Annotated in this window: 12 protein-coding genes; 5 read left to right on the top strand and 7 right to left on the bottom strand. The window is 44.3% G+C overall.

From position 1 onward, the window contains the following. Positions 1-470: 470 nt before the first annotated feature. The 3 genes from DN752_RS12240 to DN752_RS12230 all read right to left on the bottom strand — a co-directional run bounded on the left by DN752_RS12240 (position 471) and on the right by DN752_RS12230 (position 3,569). Positions 471-1,631, bottom strand: coding sequence for an iron-containing alcohol dehydrogenase (locus DN752_RS12240; protein WP_112784209.1), 1,161 nt, complete (start codon positions 1,629-1,631; stop codon positions 471-473). A 680-nt stretch (positions 1,632-2,311) separates the two neighbouring features. Then, complete coding sequence (locus DN752_RS12235; protein ID WP_112784208.1) at positions 2,312-2,893, bottom strand: hypothetical protein; 582 nt, start codon at positions 2,891-2,893, stop codon at positions 2,312-2,314. A 73-nt stretch (positions 2,894-2,966) separates the two neighbouring features. Further along, entirely contained in the window at positions 2,967-3,569 is a 603-nt protein-coding gene (locus DN752_RS12230; RefSeq protein ID WP_112784207.1) for a GNAT family N-acetyltransferase, read from the bottom strand. A 296-nt stretch (positions 3,570-3,865) separates the two neighbouring features. Here DN752_RS12230 and DN752_RS12225 point away from each other — a divergent pair, with 296 nt between their 5' ends. Continuing rightward, the gene (locus tag DN752_RS12225; RefSeq protein WP_112784206.1) at positions 3,866-4,264 is read left to right on the top strand and encodes a hypothetical protein; all 399 of its coding nucleotides are present in this window, start codon (positions 3,866-3,868) and stop codon (positions 4,262-4,264) included. A 595-nt stretch (positions 4,265-4,859) separates the two neighbouring features. Here the strand turns inward: DN752_RS12225 and lysA are convergent. Together lysA and DN752_RS12210 are read right to left on the bottom strand one after the other, a co-directional pair. Beyond that, positions 4,860-6,092: a diaminopimelate decarboxylase gene (gene lysA / locus DN752_RS12215; RefSeq protein ID WP_112784204.1), complete on the bottom strand. Its 1,233-nt coding sequence runs from the start codon at positions 6,090-6,092 to the stop codon at positions 4,860-4,862. A gap of 111 nt (positions 6,093-6,203) precedes the next feature. Continuing rightward, positions 6,204-6,842 (bottom strand): hypothetical protein, encoded by a 639-nt coding sequence (locus tag DN752_RS12210; protein WP_112784203.1) that lies wholly within the window; start codon positions 6,840-6,842, stop codon positions 6,204-6,206. Positions 6,843-7,052: 210 nt separating this feature from the next. Here DN752_RS12210 and DN752_RS12205 point away from each other — a divergent pair, with 210 nt between their 5' ends. Beyond that, a complete protein-coding gene (locus DN752_RS12205; protein ID WP_170134452.1) occupies positions 7,053-8,753 on the top strand; it encodes a sensor histidine kinase in 1,701 nt (566 codons plus the stop codon). Further along, positions 8,750-9,448, top strand: coding sequence for a response regulator transcription factor (locus tag DN752_RS12200; protein ID WP_112784202.1), 699 nt, complete (start codon positions 8,750-8,752; stop codon positions 9,446-9,448). Before DN752_RS12205 ends, DN752_RS12200 begins: the two co-directional genes overlap by 4 nt. Before the next feature lie 165 nt (positions 9,449-9,613). Here the strand turns inward: DN752_RS12200 and DN752_RS12195 are convergent, their stop codons facing one another. After that, positions 9,614-12,328 (bottom strand): non-ribosomal peptide synthetase, encoded by a 2,715-nt coding sequence (locus tag DN752_RS12195; RefSeq protein WP_112784201.1) that lies wholly within the window; start codon positions 12,326-12,328, stop codon positions 9,614-9,616. 985 nt (positions 12,329-13,313) lie between these two features. Between DN752_RS12195 and DN752_RS12190 the strand changes: the two genes are divergently transcribed. Next, entirely contained in the window at positions 13,314-13,823 is a 510-nt protein-coding gene (locus tag DN752_RS12190; protein WP_112784200.1) for an RNA polymerase sigma factor, read from the top strand. A gap of 74 nt (positions 13,824-13,897) precedes the next feature. After that, positions 13,898-14,500 (top strand): hypothetical protein, encoded by a 603-nt coding sequence (locus DN752_RS12185; protein WP_112784199.1) that lies wholly within the window; start codon positions 13,898-13,900, stop codon positions 14,498-14,500. 88 nt (positions 14,501-14,588) lie between these two features. On the opposite strand, the gene DN752_RS12180 is transcribed toward DN752_RS12185, so the two are convergent. Beyond that, positions 14,589-16,190 carry an aminopeptidase P N-terminal domain-containing protein gene (locus DN752_RS12180; protein WP_112784198.1) on the bottom strand — a complete coding sequence of 534 codons (1,602 nt, stop codon included), beginning with the start codon at positions 16,188-16,190 and terminating at the stop codon, positions 14,589-14,591. Between the last annotated feature and the right edge of the window lie 22 nt (positions 16,191-16,212).

The raw sequence follows: 16,212 nt of genomic DNA, 5'->3' as shown, positions 1-16,212 counted from the left end.
ATTATAAATGAAGGTAAAATAAAAAGTTATTTCAGGTTTTTGTACACACTGGAAACCCGATGTGTAACCGATTATCACTGATAAGTTATTAAAAATTCATGTATATCCACAATGATTCCAGTAATCAGAAACCACGGGATTCTCAGAAAACCTTATTTCATTCCGGGAGTTCTGCGCATTCCGTGAGAAATAAAACCTACTGGCAAGAAAGCGTATCATCAAAAAACATCATCCAACCACTTATCTAATATGAAGAAAAAAAATAACCCCAACAAACACCTCTAGGGAGTCTCTTGGGGTTAAGAAATATATAAGCGTTCGAGCCACTAACTGTTCGGAACCTGCCATCCCTATTCCAAATTAACCTGATTTGCAATCAGTCAATAGAAGGTATCACAAATCTGCTTCATCTGTCTTCGGAATTGATAATTCCTAATCGTGGATTACCCAAACTTTAATTTCTTTATCCATCAATACGCCATTTCCACGATTTTCGCCACATCAGCCGGGCTGAGATCTTTGTGCTCTCCGAGCCCCATCCAACCTCTTGTAGTAAACCGATCGGCGATTTCCGTGGCTGTATTTTCATACTTATCTGTATAGGCTGACAGGTGGGTGTCTATGCCCAGCGATTGAATAAACTCTTCTGTTTTCTTAATTGCTGCAAGTGCCTTTTCTTCTGTCGTACCATCCATAATTCCCCACACGCGCTCGCCATATTGAGCCAGTTTGGCCTTTTTCCTGTCTAGGTTGTAGCGGTAGTGGCTGCCAGCGACTATCGCCAGCGTACGTGCATGATCGATTCCGTAAAGTGCCGTTAGGTCGTGGCCCATGGCATGGATAGCCCAGTCAGTAGGCACTCCTTTTTGGATGAGACCATTGAGCGCCATGGTGCAGCACCACATAAAATCCCCCGCCGCATCATAGTCGGTGGGATCCTTCATCACTTGCGGCCCCACTTCTATCAAGGTCTGCATGATGCTTTCTGCAAAACGATCTTGCAAGCCAGCTTTTACCGGATAGGTCATGTATTGCTCCAGCGCATGGGAAAAAGCATCCATCACGCCATTGGCAAGTTGTCTTTCGGGAAGGGACCGGATGACGGTAGGGTCAAGAAGCGAAAACTGTGGGAATAGCCCTGGACCACCCATTGAAAATTTCTCGCCCGTTTTATGGTTGGAGATCACCGCACCGGAATTGGATTCCGAGCCTGTCGCCGGAATTGTCAGCACTGTCCCAAAGGGCAAGCCTTCTTCGGTCCGGATTTTATTGGCCAAAATATCCCAAGGCTCTTCACCGTCGTAAAGTGCGGCAGAAGACAAAAACTTGGTGGCATCGATGACCGATCCACCACCCACTGCCAGCATATAGGTGACCTGCTCTTCTTTGATGACCTTCAGCGCATCCAGCAATTGATGGTACTCGGGATTGGCAGGAATGCCACCAAACTCGACGACCTCAAAATCCTTCAATGCGGCTGTTACCGCATCATAAATGCCGTTCTTTTTGATACTCCCTCCGCCATAGGTCATAAGCACCTTGGATCCGGAAGGAATTTCAGTAGCTATTTTCTCCATTTGGCCTTGGCCAAAAATGATCTTCGTCGGGTTCTTAAATTCAAAGTTCAGCATGTACGATTGGTTATGATTGCTATTCCTAAAATCTTGCCCTTTCTAACAGCATCCCGCTTTGATCAGTTCCTGATAATGCTAAATGATGGAACGCTGATTTGTTTCTTTTGAAGGCCACAAAGACACCAAGTCACTAAGCTATTTTTAAATAATGGTGCCAGAGGAGGCATCATCCCCACCAAAACCTCCTTTGTGACTTCGAGCCTTCGTGGCAAAAAAATAAGCCACAAGAGGCACTAAGGCGGAAGGAGTATTGAAAGTACCGATAATCTTGCCCCTACTGTAATGCTATTTGGTCACTTAAGAAAAGTGGTCTTTGATCTTTTATGGGGCTTTGCCAGGTGTATTTGAACAACATAGGCACATAAAAAACATAGCGTTATTAGCTGAGTTATGTGTTCTAAACTCTTCCTATGTGGTTAACCATAAACCATCTTTAAAAGCACACCTTCAAGCAAGTAGTATTGAGTTATAAACTCAATTTTCGGGGTTCCGCAGCACAGCTGTCGGAACAACAGGAGAATGCATCATCTCCACCAAAACTTCCTTTGTGACTTCGAGCCTTCGTGGCAAAAAAACATGCCACAAGAGGCACTAAGGCGGAAGGAATATTGAAAACACGGATCAGTTAAATATAAGGCTATTGTGTCCTATGTTACTATGTGGTTAACAACAAAGACCTATTCCTCCACTTTACCGCTGTATTTTCCCAGAAAGACATTGACACCTTTTGGCATTGGGTTGCCTGCGGCTCTTCTGAGGGTGGCGATCTGTCCACTGTGCCAAATGGCGTCTACCAAAGGACCATTGATCAATATCCAGAAAGGGTGTTCATCGCGTACACTTATAGCGGATACTTCTTTGTCATCCATAATCAAAAGTCGATCATAGACGGCTTTTAGCAAGTGTAGGCTTTCTTCCCTGCCTTCCATTAGGTCGAGGCCATCTTTTTTGGTGTATGCTTCTTCGATAACTGAATTATGGACCACAATGCTCAATCCATAGATGTGATCCATTGTTTCCCCTATGGTTCTGGCTACTTCTGATGCCCGGTAATCCATGTTTTCTTCTTCCAGCCCTTGTGTGGCATAGCGGTACCTAAATCCTAGGCTCTCCACCATTCTAGCGGCGACAGTACCAGAAGTATATGCATCTGGGTAGGTACTAATGTCCTCAAATGGTAATGGTTGGGGATTTTGTGCTTTGGAGAAACTCATAAGGCAAAAAACGGCAATCAGTGTAAGGGCATAAAAGGGTTTCATAAAATAGTTTTAAAGTGATAGGTATAAAATACGACAAGTAAGAAGAAAAGTTAGCGCTAGTGAAACAGGCATCCTATTCACCATATTGATCCATCTGGAGGAGCAGGCTTTTTTTGACGCCGTGCCACTCTTGGTTGATGATCGAAAAAACCACCGTGTCCCGATAGGTGCCATCTGCATTCAAACGGTCATTGCGGAGGATGCCGTCTTGCTTGGCACCCAATCTGGCTATGGCATTTCTGGAAGTTTGGTTAAACCAGTCAGTCTTAAACTGCACACAAATGCAACCGAGTTTTTCGAAGGCATGGCTTAGCAGCAGGTATTTGCATTCCCTATTGATACCAGTTCGTTGGGCGCTTTTGGCGTACCAAGTGGAACCAATCTCCAGTCTTTTATGCTTGGCGGTCACGTTCATAAAGCGCGTACAGCCAATGATTTTTTGGGTTTTATTGTCCACGACTACGAAGGGAAGGCTGGTTTGGTCTTCCAGTTGCTGGAGTGCTTCGGAGATATACATGTCCATTGTTTCAGCAGAAGGGGCACTCGTGTACCAAAGTTCCCAAAGGCTTCCATCACTGGCAGCCGTTATTAGCCCAGCTTTGTGGGAGGGCTGTAGCGGGATTAGTGTGATTTTTTTGCCAACGAGTGATACCAGTTCTAGCCAGTTCTTTTCCATGATGGATAGGTTAAATCCAGATTCAACTCCGTTTAGTTAGTATATATTTAGCTGTAAATCTGTGTATTAGCAGAACAAAAACAGCCGCCGACAAAAGCAGTAGACGTCTGTTCCAAAATTCAGCTTCTTAATGAACTAAAGTTAAAATTAAATGATGAAAAATTTATCAACACAAGCAGACTTTTGTTGAATTCCTTTGTCATAAAGAGGCGATTGTCTTTTGAGGCAATTGTTCTTTTTATCATTACCAAGACAACTTACTCACTTCAAGCTTATTTGTTCGAATTTTTTCCCTGATGGGGCCACCTCTGAGACAAAAGGGGCCTTCAGCCAGTGCAGGACAGGTTTGTGCCACAAGGTCTTCAAAAGGCTCGATATGTTGGTGTGCCGGCTGTTCAACCCCCGTAGCAGGCACAGGAAATGGAAAGGTTTCAGAGCGGTATAACGCCTGTCTTAAAGACCAAAAAGCAATCTGGGAACAAGCAAGACCGTATCCCCATGCTCAACAATTCCTCTGCCCTGGCCCTGACGAAAAAACTGTTGAAGAAGCTCTTTTTCTGTTTTTGCAGCTCACCGGCCATTTCTTCCATTATATCGACCAGATAAGTTCGGCAGTGGAGGATTCCAGAAAGGGACAGTGCAGTCCAAGAAAAATGCGCAAGGGGAAAAACGGGCCCTACAACCTGAACTATTAAGCCCTCCTGAGCCAAAAAAAGGTGTCGGTTTTATGGCGGCCCTTGGTATGCTTGTTTTTCAGCAGGTGGTGGAGGCCGTTAGGGAAGGGAGTAGGCTCGGGCCTTGGAACAGCGAGACCCACTCGCTTTTAGGCCGTAGCCACCGGACTGAAATTAAAATGGCAACAGATCCCCGTCGCTGGGAAAACCCATGTCCCATTTTAAAAGGCATACAACCGGCCTAGATTTTTTTTTAAAACCAAATTTACTCAATTTGAATATCTTGCCCGCAGTGACGGGAGGCTTCATGACCTAGATCTTTGGTTTTTTTCATCAATGGAAATGCATTGCACTCATGAAGACCTTTGAAAACTTTTTTACACCTAAATAAAAGAACAGAAAACAATAAGAGCATTTAATTAATAGTTCCTTAGTTGCAACATTGAGGATACACATAAAAATAAAGCCCGGAGAGTTGGCTCCGGGCTTTGGTGAATTAAATTATTACTACCAGGGCTTGTGCTTGGTTTTACTACATTGCTAATTTAATTATATACTGCTAATGCTCAAAGTTTTATCTGTGATAAAATTGGTAAATATCACTTAAACCCTTTAGTTATAGTCCTATATCTATTTGGTGTCGCAAGATATCTTCAAAGCTTTCACGTTCACGAATCAGGTGTGCCTTTCCATCCAGTACCAATACTTCTGCAGGCCGTAGTCTGGAGTTGTAGTTGGATGCCATGCTGAATCCATAGGCTCCGGCATTTTTGATAGCCAAGACATCACCTTCTTTGACTTCTTTGAGCTTTCTGTCTGCTGCGATGGTATCTGTTTCACAAATGTACCCGACGATGGTATACACCCTGTCAGGGCCTGTGATTCGGGAGATGTTATCCACGCCGTGATAAGCATCGTACATCATTGGTCTGATCAGGTGGTTCAGGCCCGAATCTACCCCAATGAATGTCGAAGCAGGAGTAGATTTGATGACATTGGCATTGACGAGTAGGTAGCCACATTCACTTACCAGGAATTTGCCAGGTTCAAACCAGATTTCGAGCTCTCTACCATATTCCTGACAGAAATCCTTAAATGCGGCGGACACTTTTTTGCCGACTTCGGCAATGTCCGTGGTGATATCGGCTTCTTTATAGCCTACTTTAAATCCTCCCCCAAAATCCAGGAATTCCAGGTCATGGAACTCGTTTGCAGCATCAAAAAGGATTTCGGCACCTTTAAGGAATACCTCCGCATCCAAGATGTCAGATCCCGTATGGACATGGAGACCGATTACCTTGAGTTGGTGGACTTCCACGATCTTGAGCACATGCTTTAGCTGCAGGATAGAAATCCCGAATTTGCTGTCGATATGTCCTACAGAAATCTTGGCATTTCCGCCAGCAAGGATGTGCGGATTGAGCCGGATACAAAGCGGGACACTGTTGCCATAGTGGGTGCCAAAGTGCTCCAACATTGGGATGTTGTCAATATTGATCATGACACCCAGGTCTACTGCTTCTTGAATTTCTTCGAAGGAAACACAGTTGGGGGTAAACATGATTTCTGACGGTTGATAGCCAACATGCAGGCAGAGTCTCACCTCCTCGATAGATACCGCATCCACACCTGTCCCTGCTTTTTTCATCAGTTTTAGGATGTTGATATTGGACAGTGCCTTAGTGGCGTATTTTATCTTTAAGTTGACCGAGGAAAAAGCGTTTTGCAATGTGGTCACTTGGTCCAGTATTTTTTGTCCATCATAGACATATACCGGTGTGCCGTACTCCGCAGCGATGTCCAAAACTGGTACACCCTGAATCTTGTATTGTTGGTTGTCAATAGTCATGATACATCCATAGATAAATTAAGAGGGCAAAGATAGAAAAGGCTGACCAACAAAAAAAGGAAGGCCTTGCCTTCCTTTTCTCCATATATTAGGTACTTCTTATGAAAGAATTCAGTGGTTGTGTTTTTTGGCCGCTTTGAGCTCGTCGATTAAGCGTTCCAACCGTTCAATGGTCTTGTCCGCTTCTGCGTCATTAATTTGGAGCTGTCCATTTTCGTCCTTGTCGAATGCAAAGATTTCTACCTCGCGTTCCTGGCTGTACATCCTGGTATTTCCACCGTTCGTCTCTTCTGCAAGAAACGCTAAGCCACTTTGCCTGGTAGGATTCCCTACTGCATAAGGCCGGTCAAACTCCAAGGGCTTGCCCCTGACTACCTTAACGGATTTTCCGCCTTTGAATAGCTCTACGTGTACCTCCTCATCCTGCTGCGCCCCTGCAATGTTTTTGTTAGAAGTGGACAGCGGATTTACCGTGGAAAGGCTAACCTTCTTTTCATTTACGGTAGTTTCCAGTATTAGTTTGTCATAGGAGCCACTTGGAAGGTCGATATCCAGTGATTTGAAAAATGCGTCTTTTTCCAAGACGGCACGGCCATCATAAGTTTTGGAAATGTCCTCCTTGATACCATTCTTTTCAGAAGTTACGTTCAGGTAATACTTGGTCGATGCATTTTCTTCTTGGCCAAAACTAGCCGCAGAGATGGCAAAGCAGCAGCAGGCCACCATTACCCATCTAAATTTTGTATTCATGGCGATACGGGTTAAGTGTAAAAAGGGTTTTTATTGTGTGAACCACTAAACCGTAATGTATTTATGGTAATATAATTTATTTTAACCTTATGAATATACATATTTACGAAATATAATTCTATGCTCTCTCCGTTAAACCTTGTTAAAAATTGTTAAGCTTCGGGCTTACTTGACAAGAACCTATAAATTTGTAAGATGTCTAAGGCAAAAATGAAAATTATCATTCTGTTAATGTCGCTGGCCTGCTTGGGTTTGGTGGGCTTCCAGTACTACTGGGTGGCCAATGCCATCAAGATAAATCAGGAGCGGTTTGAGCAGAATGTCTACCAGTCTTTGGCGGCGAGCATTACCAAACTTGAAAAAAATGAGACGAGTGATGTTATTCTGAATGCCATGGCCAAGGACAGCATATTCAAGCAGATGCTTTTCCAGAAAATAGAGCCCATTGAGTTTAACGTCCGGCGGTCCATATCGATCGAAAGAAGGCCGTCAGTGATGGATTCCATTTTTAAACAGAAGGTGCCTGAGGTGTCCCGGACCTTTCAGCGGATGATAGCCTCTAGAGGGGGGAAACCCGAAAGTCAGTTTGAACTTCAGAAATACTTCGAATTGCCAGCTTCTGTGGCCAAGCAGCTATTTACACCGGATGAAATGGCCATCTATTTGAAAGAAAAGGAAAAATACCTTGAATTTGTAGCTAGACGGGACAGTTTCGTGCAGGTGCAGGATTATATGGTCAATCGCGAAGCGCTCATTACAGACGAATACAATATTTCCGAAAATGCCGCTGAGAATATTGTCAAGGCCAATAAGAAAATTGAGTTGATGAATGTGGTCATGACGCAGTTATTGGCGGATGCCCAAGAAAACATATTCCTCAGGGTGGATACTACGCGGCTGCATCGGGATATTGCTTCACAATTGAAGAAAAGAGGGATTACGGGGAGTTTTGAACTGGCGATTTTGAACAGCAAGGATACGCTGATTCCTGTCAATTCCATTAATGATCAGGGAGCGTTTAACCAGAACAATATCAAAGCAGAGCTTTTTCCTGGTGACCTGATAAGCCAAGAAAACTTTATCCTTATCCACTTTCCTTCAAAACAACTCCACATTCTAAAGCAGATCTGGCTACCTTTGTCCAGCTCACTGGTTTTCTTGTTGATCATTATCCTGTGTTTTGTGTATGCGATCAAGGTCATCATTCGACAGAAGAAGCTCTCGGAGACCAAAAATGATTTTATCAATAACATGACGCATGAGTTTAAGACGCCTATTGCAACGGTGAGCTTAGCGGTAGAGGCACTTCAGGATCCAGATCTGATCAATCAGGATACGTTCCGAAACAGGTACCTTGGTATCATCAAAGATGAAAACAAACGATTGGGCTCTCAAGTCGAAAAAGTACTGCAAGCGGCTGCATTGGATAAAAAAGATTTCAAGCTGAAGTTTGAGAAGGTCAATTTAGTGGAGCTGTTAAGAGATGCCAAAAAGCACTTTGACCTTCAAGTGGAGAAAAACGGGGGAAGTATTTTGTTGGATATTGATGTAAAAGACCCCTTTATTGAAGCAGATGCCTTTCATCTTTCCAATATCATCAATAACTTGCTAGACAATGCCAACAAGTATTCAAGGGATGAACCTCTGATAAATCTAACAGTAAAGGAAACCGCAGAAGGATTTGTCATCACCATAAAGGACAATGGGATGGGGATGACAAAAGAGTCCGTGAAGAAGATTTTTGATAAGTTTTATAGGGTGCCTACAGGGAATGTCCATGATGTAAAAGGGTTCGGTTTGGGCTTGGCCTATGTCAAGACCATGGTGGAAGAGCACAATGGAGAAATCACTGTGGACAGTGAGATTAATAAAGGAAGTACATTTACGATCAATTTACCTCGAAAAAAATGAGCGACGCAAGACTTTTAGTAGTGGAAGACGATCCCAACTTGGGTGACATTTTACAGGAATATTTGACCATGAAAGGGTACGATACCAAGCTCTGCCGAGATGGCGAGGAAGGCTGGTCCAATTTCAAAAAAGGTAAATTTGACCTGGCCATTCTGGACATTATGATGCCTAAAAAAGACGGGTTTACCCTTGGAAAGGACATCAAGAAGATAGAAGAAGACCTCCCGATAATCTACCTTACCGCAAAGAACATGAAAGACGATGTGATCGAAGGCCTAAAGATCGGTGCTGACGATTATATTACGAAGCCCTTTAGCATGGAAGAGCTTCTTCTGCGCATTGGGGCTATCCTGAGACGCACCAAAAAAGACGATGGCGCACCCCAGGCGTTGAAGAATTATGCGTTTGGAGACTTGGTCCTGCATTATGATGAGCAATTGCTGGAGAGCCCCGAAGGCAGGCACAAGCTTACTTCCAAGGAAAATGAGCTCTTGCGACTCCTAGTAGCTGAACTGAACAAGCCGGTAAACAGAAGTTATGCCCTTAAGCAAATCTGGGGAGATGACAGTTATTTTAATGCGAGGAGTATGGATGTTTACCTCAGCAAGATCCGAAAACTCCTGAAAGTCGATCCCAAAGTACAGATCATCACGCTACATGGGGAAGGATTTAAAATGGTCGTCAGTGATGATTAATATTCAGGACGTGCTGTTTTGGTCACTTGGCACCTGAGTACGACCAAGAGGAAATATAGCGCACATATATTTTGGAATGATGAAATCACGGAAGAAGTTCGTTCTAATTCCGTGATTTCATAAGCTGATTTTTTTGCTCCCTTTGCTATCCAAAAAAAAAGAAGGCTAATGGCTGCTTTCCTTGAGGTGCATGTTTAGTTTTTTCCCCACATCATCCACAAAGGGCTCTTCAAACAAAGTGAAATGGTCTCCTTCTACCGGTATTACCTTTACGTTGTTGCTGTAGTTTGTCCATCCATTTGCCCAGTGGTCGCTGGATTTGGATGGGACGATTTTCGCTTTGAAAACCACTGTAGGCACTTCCAAGGGTTGTGGGCGATAACTGATCATTGCTTGGTAGTTAAGCGCTCTGATCCGTTTGATCACCGCAGTGCGGTCATCTGAAGTGGGGGCTTCGGCTCTGCCGATTTTCTGGAGCAATTGTAATCGCTTTCTTTTTGCAGCCCTGGTTTTTATTTGCTGAAAAGCCTTTGGAGCTTTCAGCATTACCTGAAACTCGACTTTCTTTTTGACAAATTTGGCTTTTAGCCTAGAAAGTGCTGAGTCATCGAGGTGGTCGTTAAGAGGTAAATTGACTGCCTGGGTGTCAAACATAATAACTGATTGGACAGTCTTACCCTTTTTTATGAGGATCCTTGCCATCTCAAAGGCCACATAGCCACCAAAAGAATACCCCCCAAGAATGTAAGGGCCATTAGGATCGTGTTCCAGGATTTCAGAGACATAGTGTTCCGCCATCTCTTGGATGGTATGGTTAGGAGCATCTTTTCCATTGAGACCTTTGGATTGGAGCCCATAGATGGGCTGGTCTTCATGGAGGCGATTGGTAAATTTAAAGAAGGTCCCTGCATTGGCTGCCATGCCATGGACCAGATAGATGGGTGTTTTGTGACCGTTAGGTTTAATAGGTACCAAGGAGCGCCATTCATGGTCATTGCTGCTTTGGTCCAAGTGTGCCGCAAATTTCCGGATGGTAGGGTAGCTAAACAGTGTTGTCAGGGGAAGGTTTTTACCCGATTCACGATCCACTTTGGTCATTACCTCTACCGCCAAGAGGGAATGTCCTCCCATGTCAAAAAAATCCGTGTCGATCGATATAGAAGGTACTCGGAAGCTCTTGCACCATATAGCATGGATGGTTTTTTCTGTTTCTGTGCCTGGTTTTTCGATAGCATCAAGAGATGCAGTACGCTGGAGTTTTGGTTTGGGAAGCCCTTTCCGGTCAATTTTCTGGTTGGCCGTAAGGGGCAGTTGGTCCATTGGTATCCAGTCGGCTGGAATCATGTATTCCGGCAATTTTTTGGAAAGGTTTTCCTTCCAATTAGTGACCAGCTGTGCAAACGTCCCTTCTGCAGCTTGGGAGGGATCATTTAATACCACATAGCTTGCCAGTCGCTTATTGCCCGGTGTATCTTCCCAAGGGTGTACGGCGACTTCCTTGATGGCCGTTTCCTCTAGAAGCTGTTGCTCTATCTCTCCGAGCTCAATTCGAAAGCCCCTTATTTTGACTTGGTGGTCTATTCTGCCGAGGCATTCGATATCACCTGTCGGCAAGATACGGCCAAGGTCTCCTGTTTTATAAAGTACAGGAAAATTATGTGAAAAAGGATTGGGTACGAAGCGTTCGGTCGTCAGTTCTGGTCTGTTCAGGTAACCATCGGCCACCCCTTCTCCACTGATATGGATTTCGCCTATGGTGCCATTCTTAACCGGTAGCTGGTTTTCATCCAGCACATAAATGCCTGTATGCGCTATGGGTTTGCCGATAGTGATGACAGGGTCAGTGATGGCGAGTTTTTTCATGGTGGAATAAATGGTGGTCTCCGTAGGACCATATCCGTTCCATACTTCATCACAGCGTCTCAGGAGTAGTAAGGCAAGGTCCTTGGGAAAGGCTTCACCTCCACTTAAAATACGAAGTGGAAGGGGCTGCTCCCACCCTGCCATCACAAGCATCCTCCAAGTGGCAGGAGTCGCTTGCATAAATGAAATATCTTTTTCTCGGAGGAGTTTGTGCAATAACCTTCCATCCTTGATGGCAGTGGCCTCTGCCAGTACAACAGTGGCTCCGGTGATCAATGGTAAAAAAAGTTCTATTCCCGCAATGTCAAAAGAGATAGTGGTAATAGCGAGCAATCTATCTTTTGCGTTGAGCCCAGGTTTTTTTTTCACACTTAGGAGCAAATTGGTGAGGTTTTTATGGCTGATTTTTACCCCTTTAGGATTACCTGTTGATCCTGAAGTATAAAGTACATAGGCCAAGGAAGAAGCACTTGAAATGCGGTCCACAAATGCGGGACTATATGCGTCAAGAATGGGGAGCAAGGTGTCAATATGGAGTTTTTCGGCCTTGCAGCGGACTTCTTGAAGGAGGGGCTTTGAGGTGATGATCAGCTGGACATCGGCGTCTTCCAGCATATATTGAATACGCTCATGGGGCAGTTTAGGATCCACAGGGAGATAAGCGCAGCCCGCTTTAAGGATACCCAGCATAGCGATGACCATCTCGATAGACCTGTCCAGTGCAATGGCCAAAATGCTACCTTCCTTTACTTTTCCATCAGCGAGGAAGGATGCCATCTGGTTGGATTTTTCTTCTAGGTCCAGATAGGAAATAGTTTGCTGTTGATATTCTACGGCTGTTTTATCTGGATGAGTAAAGGCCACTTGGTGGAGGAGGTTCACAAATGGCTGGTCGATGACAGAGGTGGGCGCATCGAAGCTCAGGTCAGATAGGATGTCTTCCAAAAGTGGAGATGACGCTTCATGAGATGCCAAGAAATGCTCGGCATCTAAATGAGTTGTTTTAGATGGTCTCATAGTTTTGAGGAGTAGTTGTGTGCTTAAAAATTCCAGTTAATTAGTGGTGGATGTCTGTTCCCGTATGGATCAGCACCCTAAGTAGTAATTAATGTAGTAGAGGTATTCTGTTATATAAGTAAGGTAGTTCAGGCCATTACTTATTGTTGGTAAAAACAATCACCATTTTTGTAAATATAAAAACGAAATTCATTAATGAAAAAACGTAGTTCAAATATATTTTTGAAATGGTATTTTACGTGTTTTAAATTGTAAAATCACAAATAATATAGTGCTAATTCCTTGTTATTCAGTGAAAAATATTCAGGCAGGTGTTTTGTGAACATATTAAGGGAAGCGGACACTATGTGTAGCTGTTATCCAGCATATATTCGTTGAGTTTGGTGATCCTAAGCAGGGCAAATGCGTTTAGTGTTTTGAAGGGAGACAATTTTCGTGTAGGCATAGCTATCATCCGTGCCGCTGGCACCCCTTCGGGAGGTTGAGGAGAGCTTGAGCTCCTGCGGATGAATCCGCAGGTTACAAAATTTATCGTGCCGCTGGCACTTTGCCCCGATTTGTACATTGGAAACCGCAGTAGCCTAGGGTCAAGTCAACGCTTAAATGACGGGTAAGGCGGTAGTGGATTTTGGACGAGATCAAGGCGCAAAAAACGCCCCTATCCGTAGCTAAGGAAGTCTTTTTGCAACGTAGAGATAGGCCAAAAGACACACCGGATTACACGTAGGTTTAAGTTTGGCTTGACACTAGATTGCCGAATGGCGGGAGGGGCTGAAAGAATGATTACACACAAAAGGGTAAGTTCCGTAGGAACTGAAGAAGCTTGATCAAAAAAAGTAATTGGCAAATGCAGTTTTTTCGACGATTTACCACGACAAAATCGGGTGCTTTCTGTTAAGGTAAAGGATTATTTTTTAATTTCTGTGACATTTTTCTACCTGCTGCGAATAATAGGATAAAGGCAGCAAAGCGAAAACCTTACACCATGAGTCAGGTACTGGAAAAAGATTTTAAAGATTACTTGGAGCAGTATGAAGCGATGATCACCAAAGTGGCGCGCATCTATAGCTACGATGTGGAGAGCCAAAAAGACCTTGTTCAAGAGATCGTTTTACAGCTTTGGCGGGCTTTCCCTAAGTATGTGCCCGAACGTTCTACCAGTACTTGGACCTACCGCATTGCACTGAATGTATCCATTTCATTTCTGCGAAAGGATAGTTCTAGGCGAAAACGGGAAGGAGAATATTCACAGGAATACCGTCAAACAACGGCCTTTGATGAAAATCTTGACGATCGCATTAATCAGCTTTACCGGTTCATTGATACACTTAAGTCTACAGACAAAGCACTGATACTGTTGTTTTTGGAGGGGTGTAAGAACAAGGAAATCGCCGAGGTGATGGGAGTCACTCCGAGCTTGGTATCCACCAAGCTCCATCGGATAAAGGGACAGCTAAAGGAATATTTTGAATCATTAAACCGGTTTATGAATTAGGAATCAGGACGTAATACCTGTGCGCCGTGGCGTAGATAGGCTAATGCATATTCCGGGTTTAACCAACAAATAACATGGATTACAAAGAGATAAGCACATTGTGGAAGCGTGACAATGACCGGCCAGAGGCATTAAAATTGGTAAACAAGCAGTTGCTAAAGGAGCTAGCAGGTCAAAAAGTGCGGTATGGGTTGGTACAGCAGAAGCTATCTACTTTTATAGAACTGGGAGTAGATATAGTTTGGCTGAGCTTTTTGGGGCAATTTTTAAGTGATCACCAAGGCGAAACCCAATTTATGGTACCTGCGATTATTCTTTTGCTAGGGGCGATTTTCAGCTTGGGGATGGTGATTTACCGTATTTGGTTGTTTTATAGTATTCATAGCGAAGACGCCGTGGTGGAAGCCCAGTTAAAAGTGGCCCGCTTACAGTATTTGGAGCGATTGGATATCAAGTTGCTTTGGATATTGATTCCCCTGTACACTGTACCGTTTTTAATCGTATTGGCCAAAGGCTTCCTTGGTATCGACATGTACCAATGGAGTGGGTTTCTTTGGCAAATAGCTGCTGGGAGCATTGTGGTAGCAGCAATCATCGTCTTTATCCTGAAGCGTTACCCTTCCAAAGAGTTGCAAGAAGCCAAAACCTTCTTGGACGAGCTGGAAAATATTGAGTAGCGCTAATTGGGGACAGGTAATCGCCCGGAATCAATGCCAGTCTACTGAGGCAGATAGGCTAATGCATATTCCGGGTTTTAGTTTGTCACTAGAGTTCAGGGAGTACCCAATTTTCCAAAACACTTGGTTGTGCCATCATGGCTTCCACATCTTCGCTGGTTCTTGGAGCGTCAGCAGAGAGGTTTTCAAAGCCATCATCAGTGATCACTACGTCATCTTCTATCCTGACCGCAATATTCCACCATTTGGGATCGCAATCACTGCCTTCTGGGATATAGATGCCAGGTTCTACAGTCAGGACCATGCCGGTTTCCAGAGGGCCATAAGCGCCCCGGTCATGGACATCGAGTCCTAGATGGTGGCTGGTACCGTGTGGGAAATACCGATGACGTTGGCCACGGATGATGATGCCGAGTTCTACCAATCCTTCATTGATGATCCGCTGGGCGATTTTGCTGATTTCGCCAAACGCTACCCCTGGCTTACAGGCTTTCATCGCAGCTTCTTGAGCTTCGTACACCAAGTCGTAGATGGCTTTTTCTTCTTCGGTAAATTTTCCTGAGAGGGGAATGGTCCTGGTCACATCTGCTGTGTAGCCTCTCCATTCAGCACCGAGGTCCATGAGCATAAGCCGCTTGTCAGGATCCCTGAGGTCATTGGAGATATAATGGAGGATACAGCCGTTTTTGCCAGCGCCGACGATGGAGGGGTAGCCTACATTTTCGGCTCCATAGCGTTTGTAAACGAACTCATGGATGCCCTGTACTTCACGCTCGGACATGCCGGGTTTTAATGCTTTCATGACCTCTATCTGACCAATGGCAGAAATACGGATGGCTTTTTTCAGCATGCCGATCTCAGCCGCTGTCTTGACACCCCGTAATTTTGTCATCATTTCTGGTAGCGCACTTACGTCCAGCTTTTCCGAAGGAATTTTGTCTGCAATAGCCATTCTCTTTTCAGGGGAATCAGCATTGGCGAATTCCATGAGAATAGCATCGTTTTCTACTTCAGGGTAATATTTTCGGTAGCGACCAATGACTTGGGCCACATTGGCGGAATTTTCTAAATCAGTCGCCCTGATAAGTGAGTACATTTTATTGGTTACCTCTGACATTTCCTCCGGATAGGCAGTCTCGGTTTTAAAATGCCCCCGCATGGCCATCATCTCTTTGTTGGCGCTACTCTCTTCGATGGCCTCAGAAAGGCTAAAAGTGAGGATATGGTCAAATTGCTGGAAATCCAATTTGGGCGTTGTGCCAAAGTCAGTGTTCAGAAAAGCCTGTTCAAACCCAAGTTTCTCCTTGACTCCTTTTATACCAAGGCGTTTGCCATTCCACATTTCGGCATTTTCGTCACGAGGTTGGACATAGATCACCTCATTGGTGGTCTGTCCGTCTATTTCTTGATCGTCACTGAAGATCAGCAGGACTGCATTGGGCTCACGGTATCCTGTCAAATAAAAGAAATCGGTATTGGGGTGATAAATAAAGTCAACGTCATTGGAGCGGTTTTTTACAGGATTGGTAAAAATAACAGCAACGGAATTGCCCGGAAGGAGCGTTCTTAATGTGGCTCTTCTTTCGCGGTGAAAATCTTGACCCAGCCCATCATCAAAGTACGATTGGGCGCTGAGCTGTTGTAGCCCAGATAAAAGCAGACAAAACAAGAGGGTTCTTAATATTCTCATAATGGTTAAATTTCCCGAATAT

The sequence above is a fragment of the Echinicola strongylocentroti genome (assembly GCF_003260975.1).
Classification (GTDB): Bacteria; Bacteroidota; Bacteroidia; order Cytophagales; family Cyclobacteriaceae; genus Echinicola; species Echinicola strongylocentroti.
The sequence above is the reverse complement of the archived record's forward strand: the minus strand, read 5'-3'. Positions and strand labels throughout refer to the sequence as shown.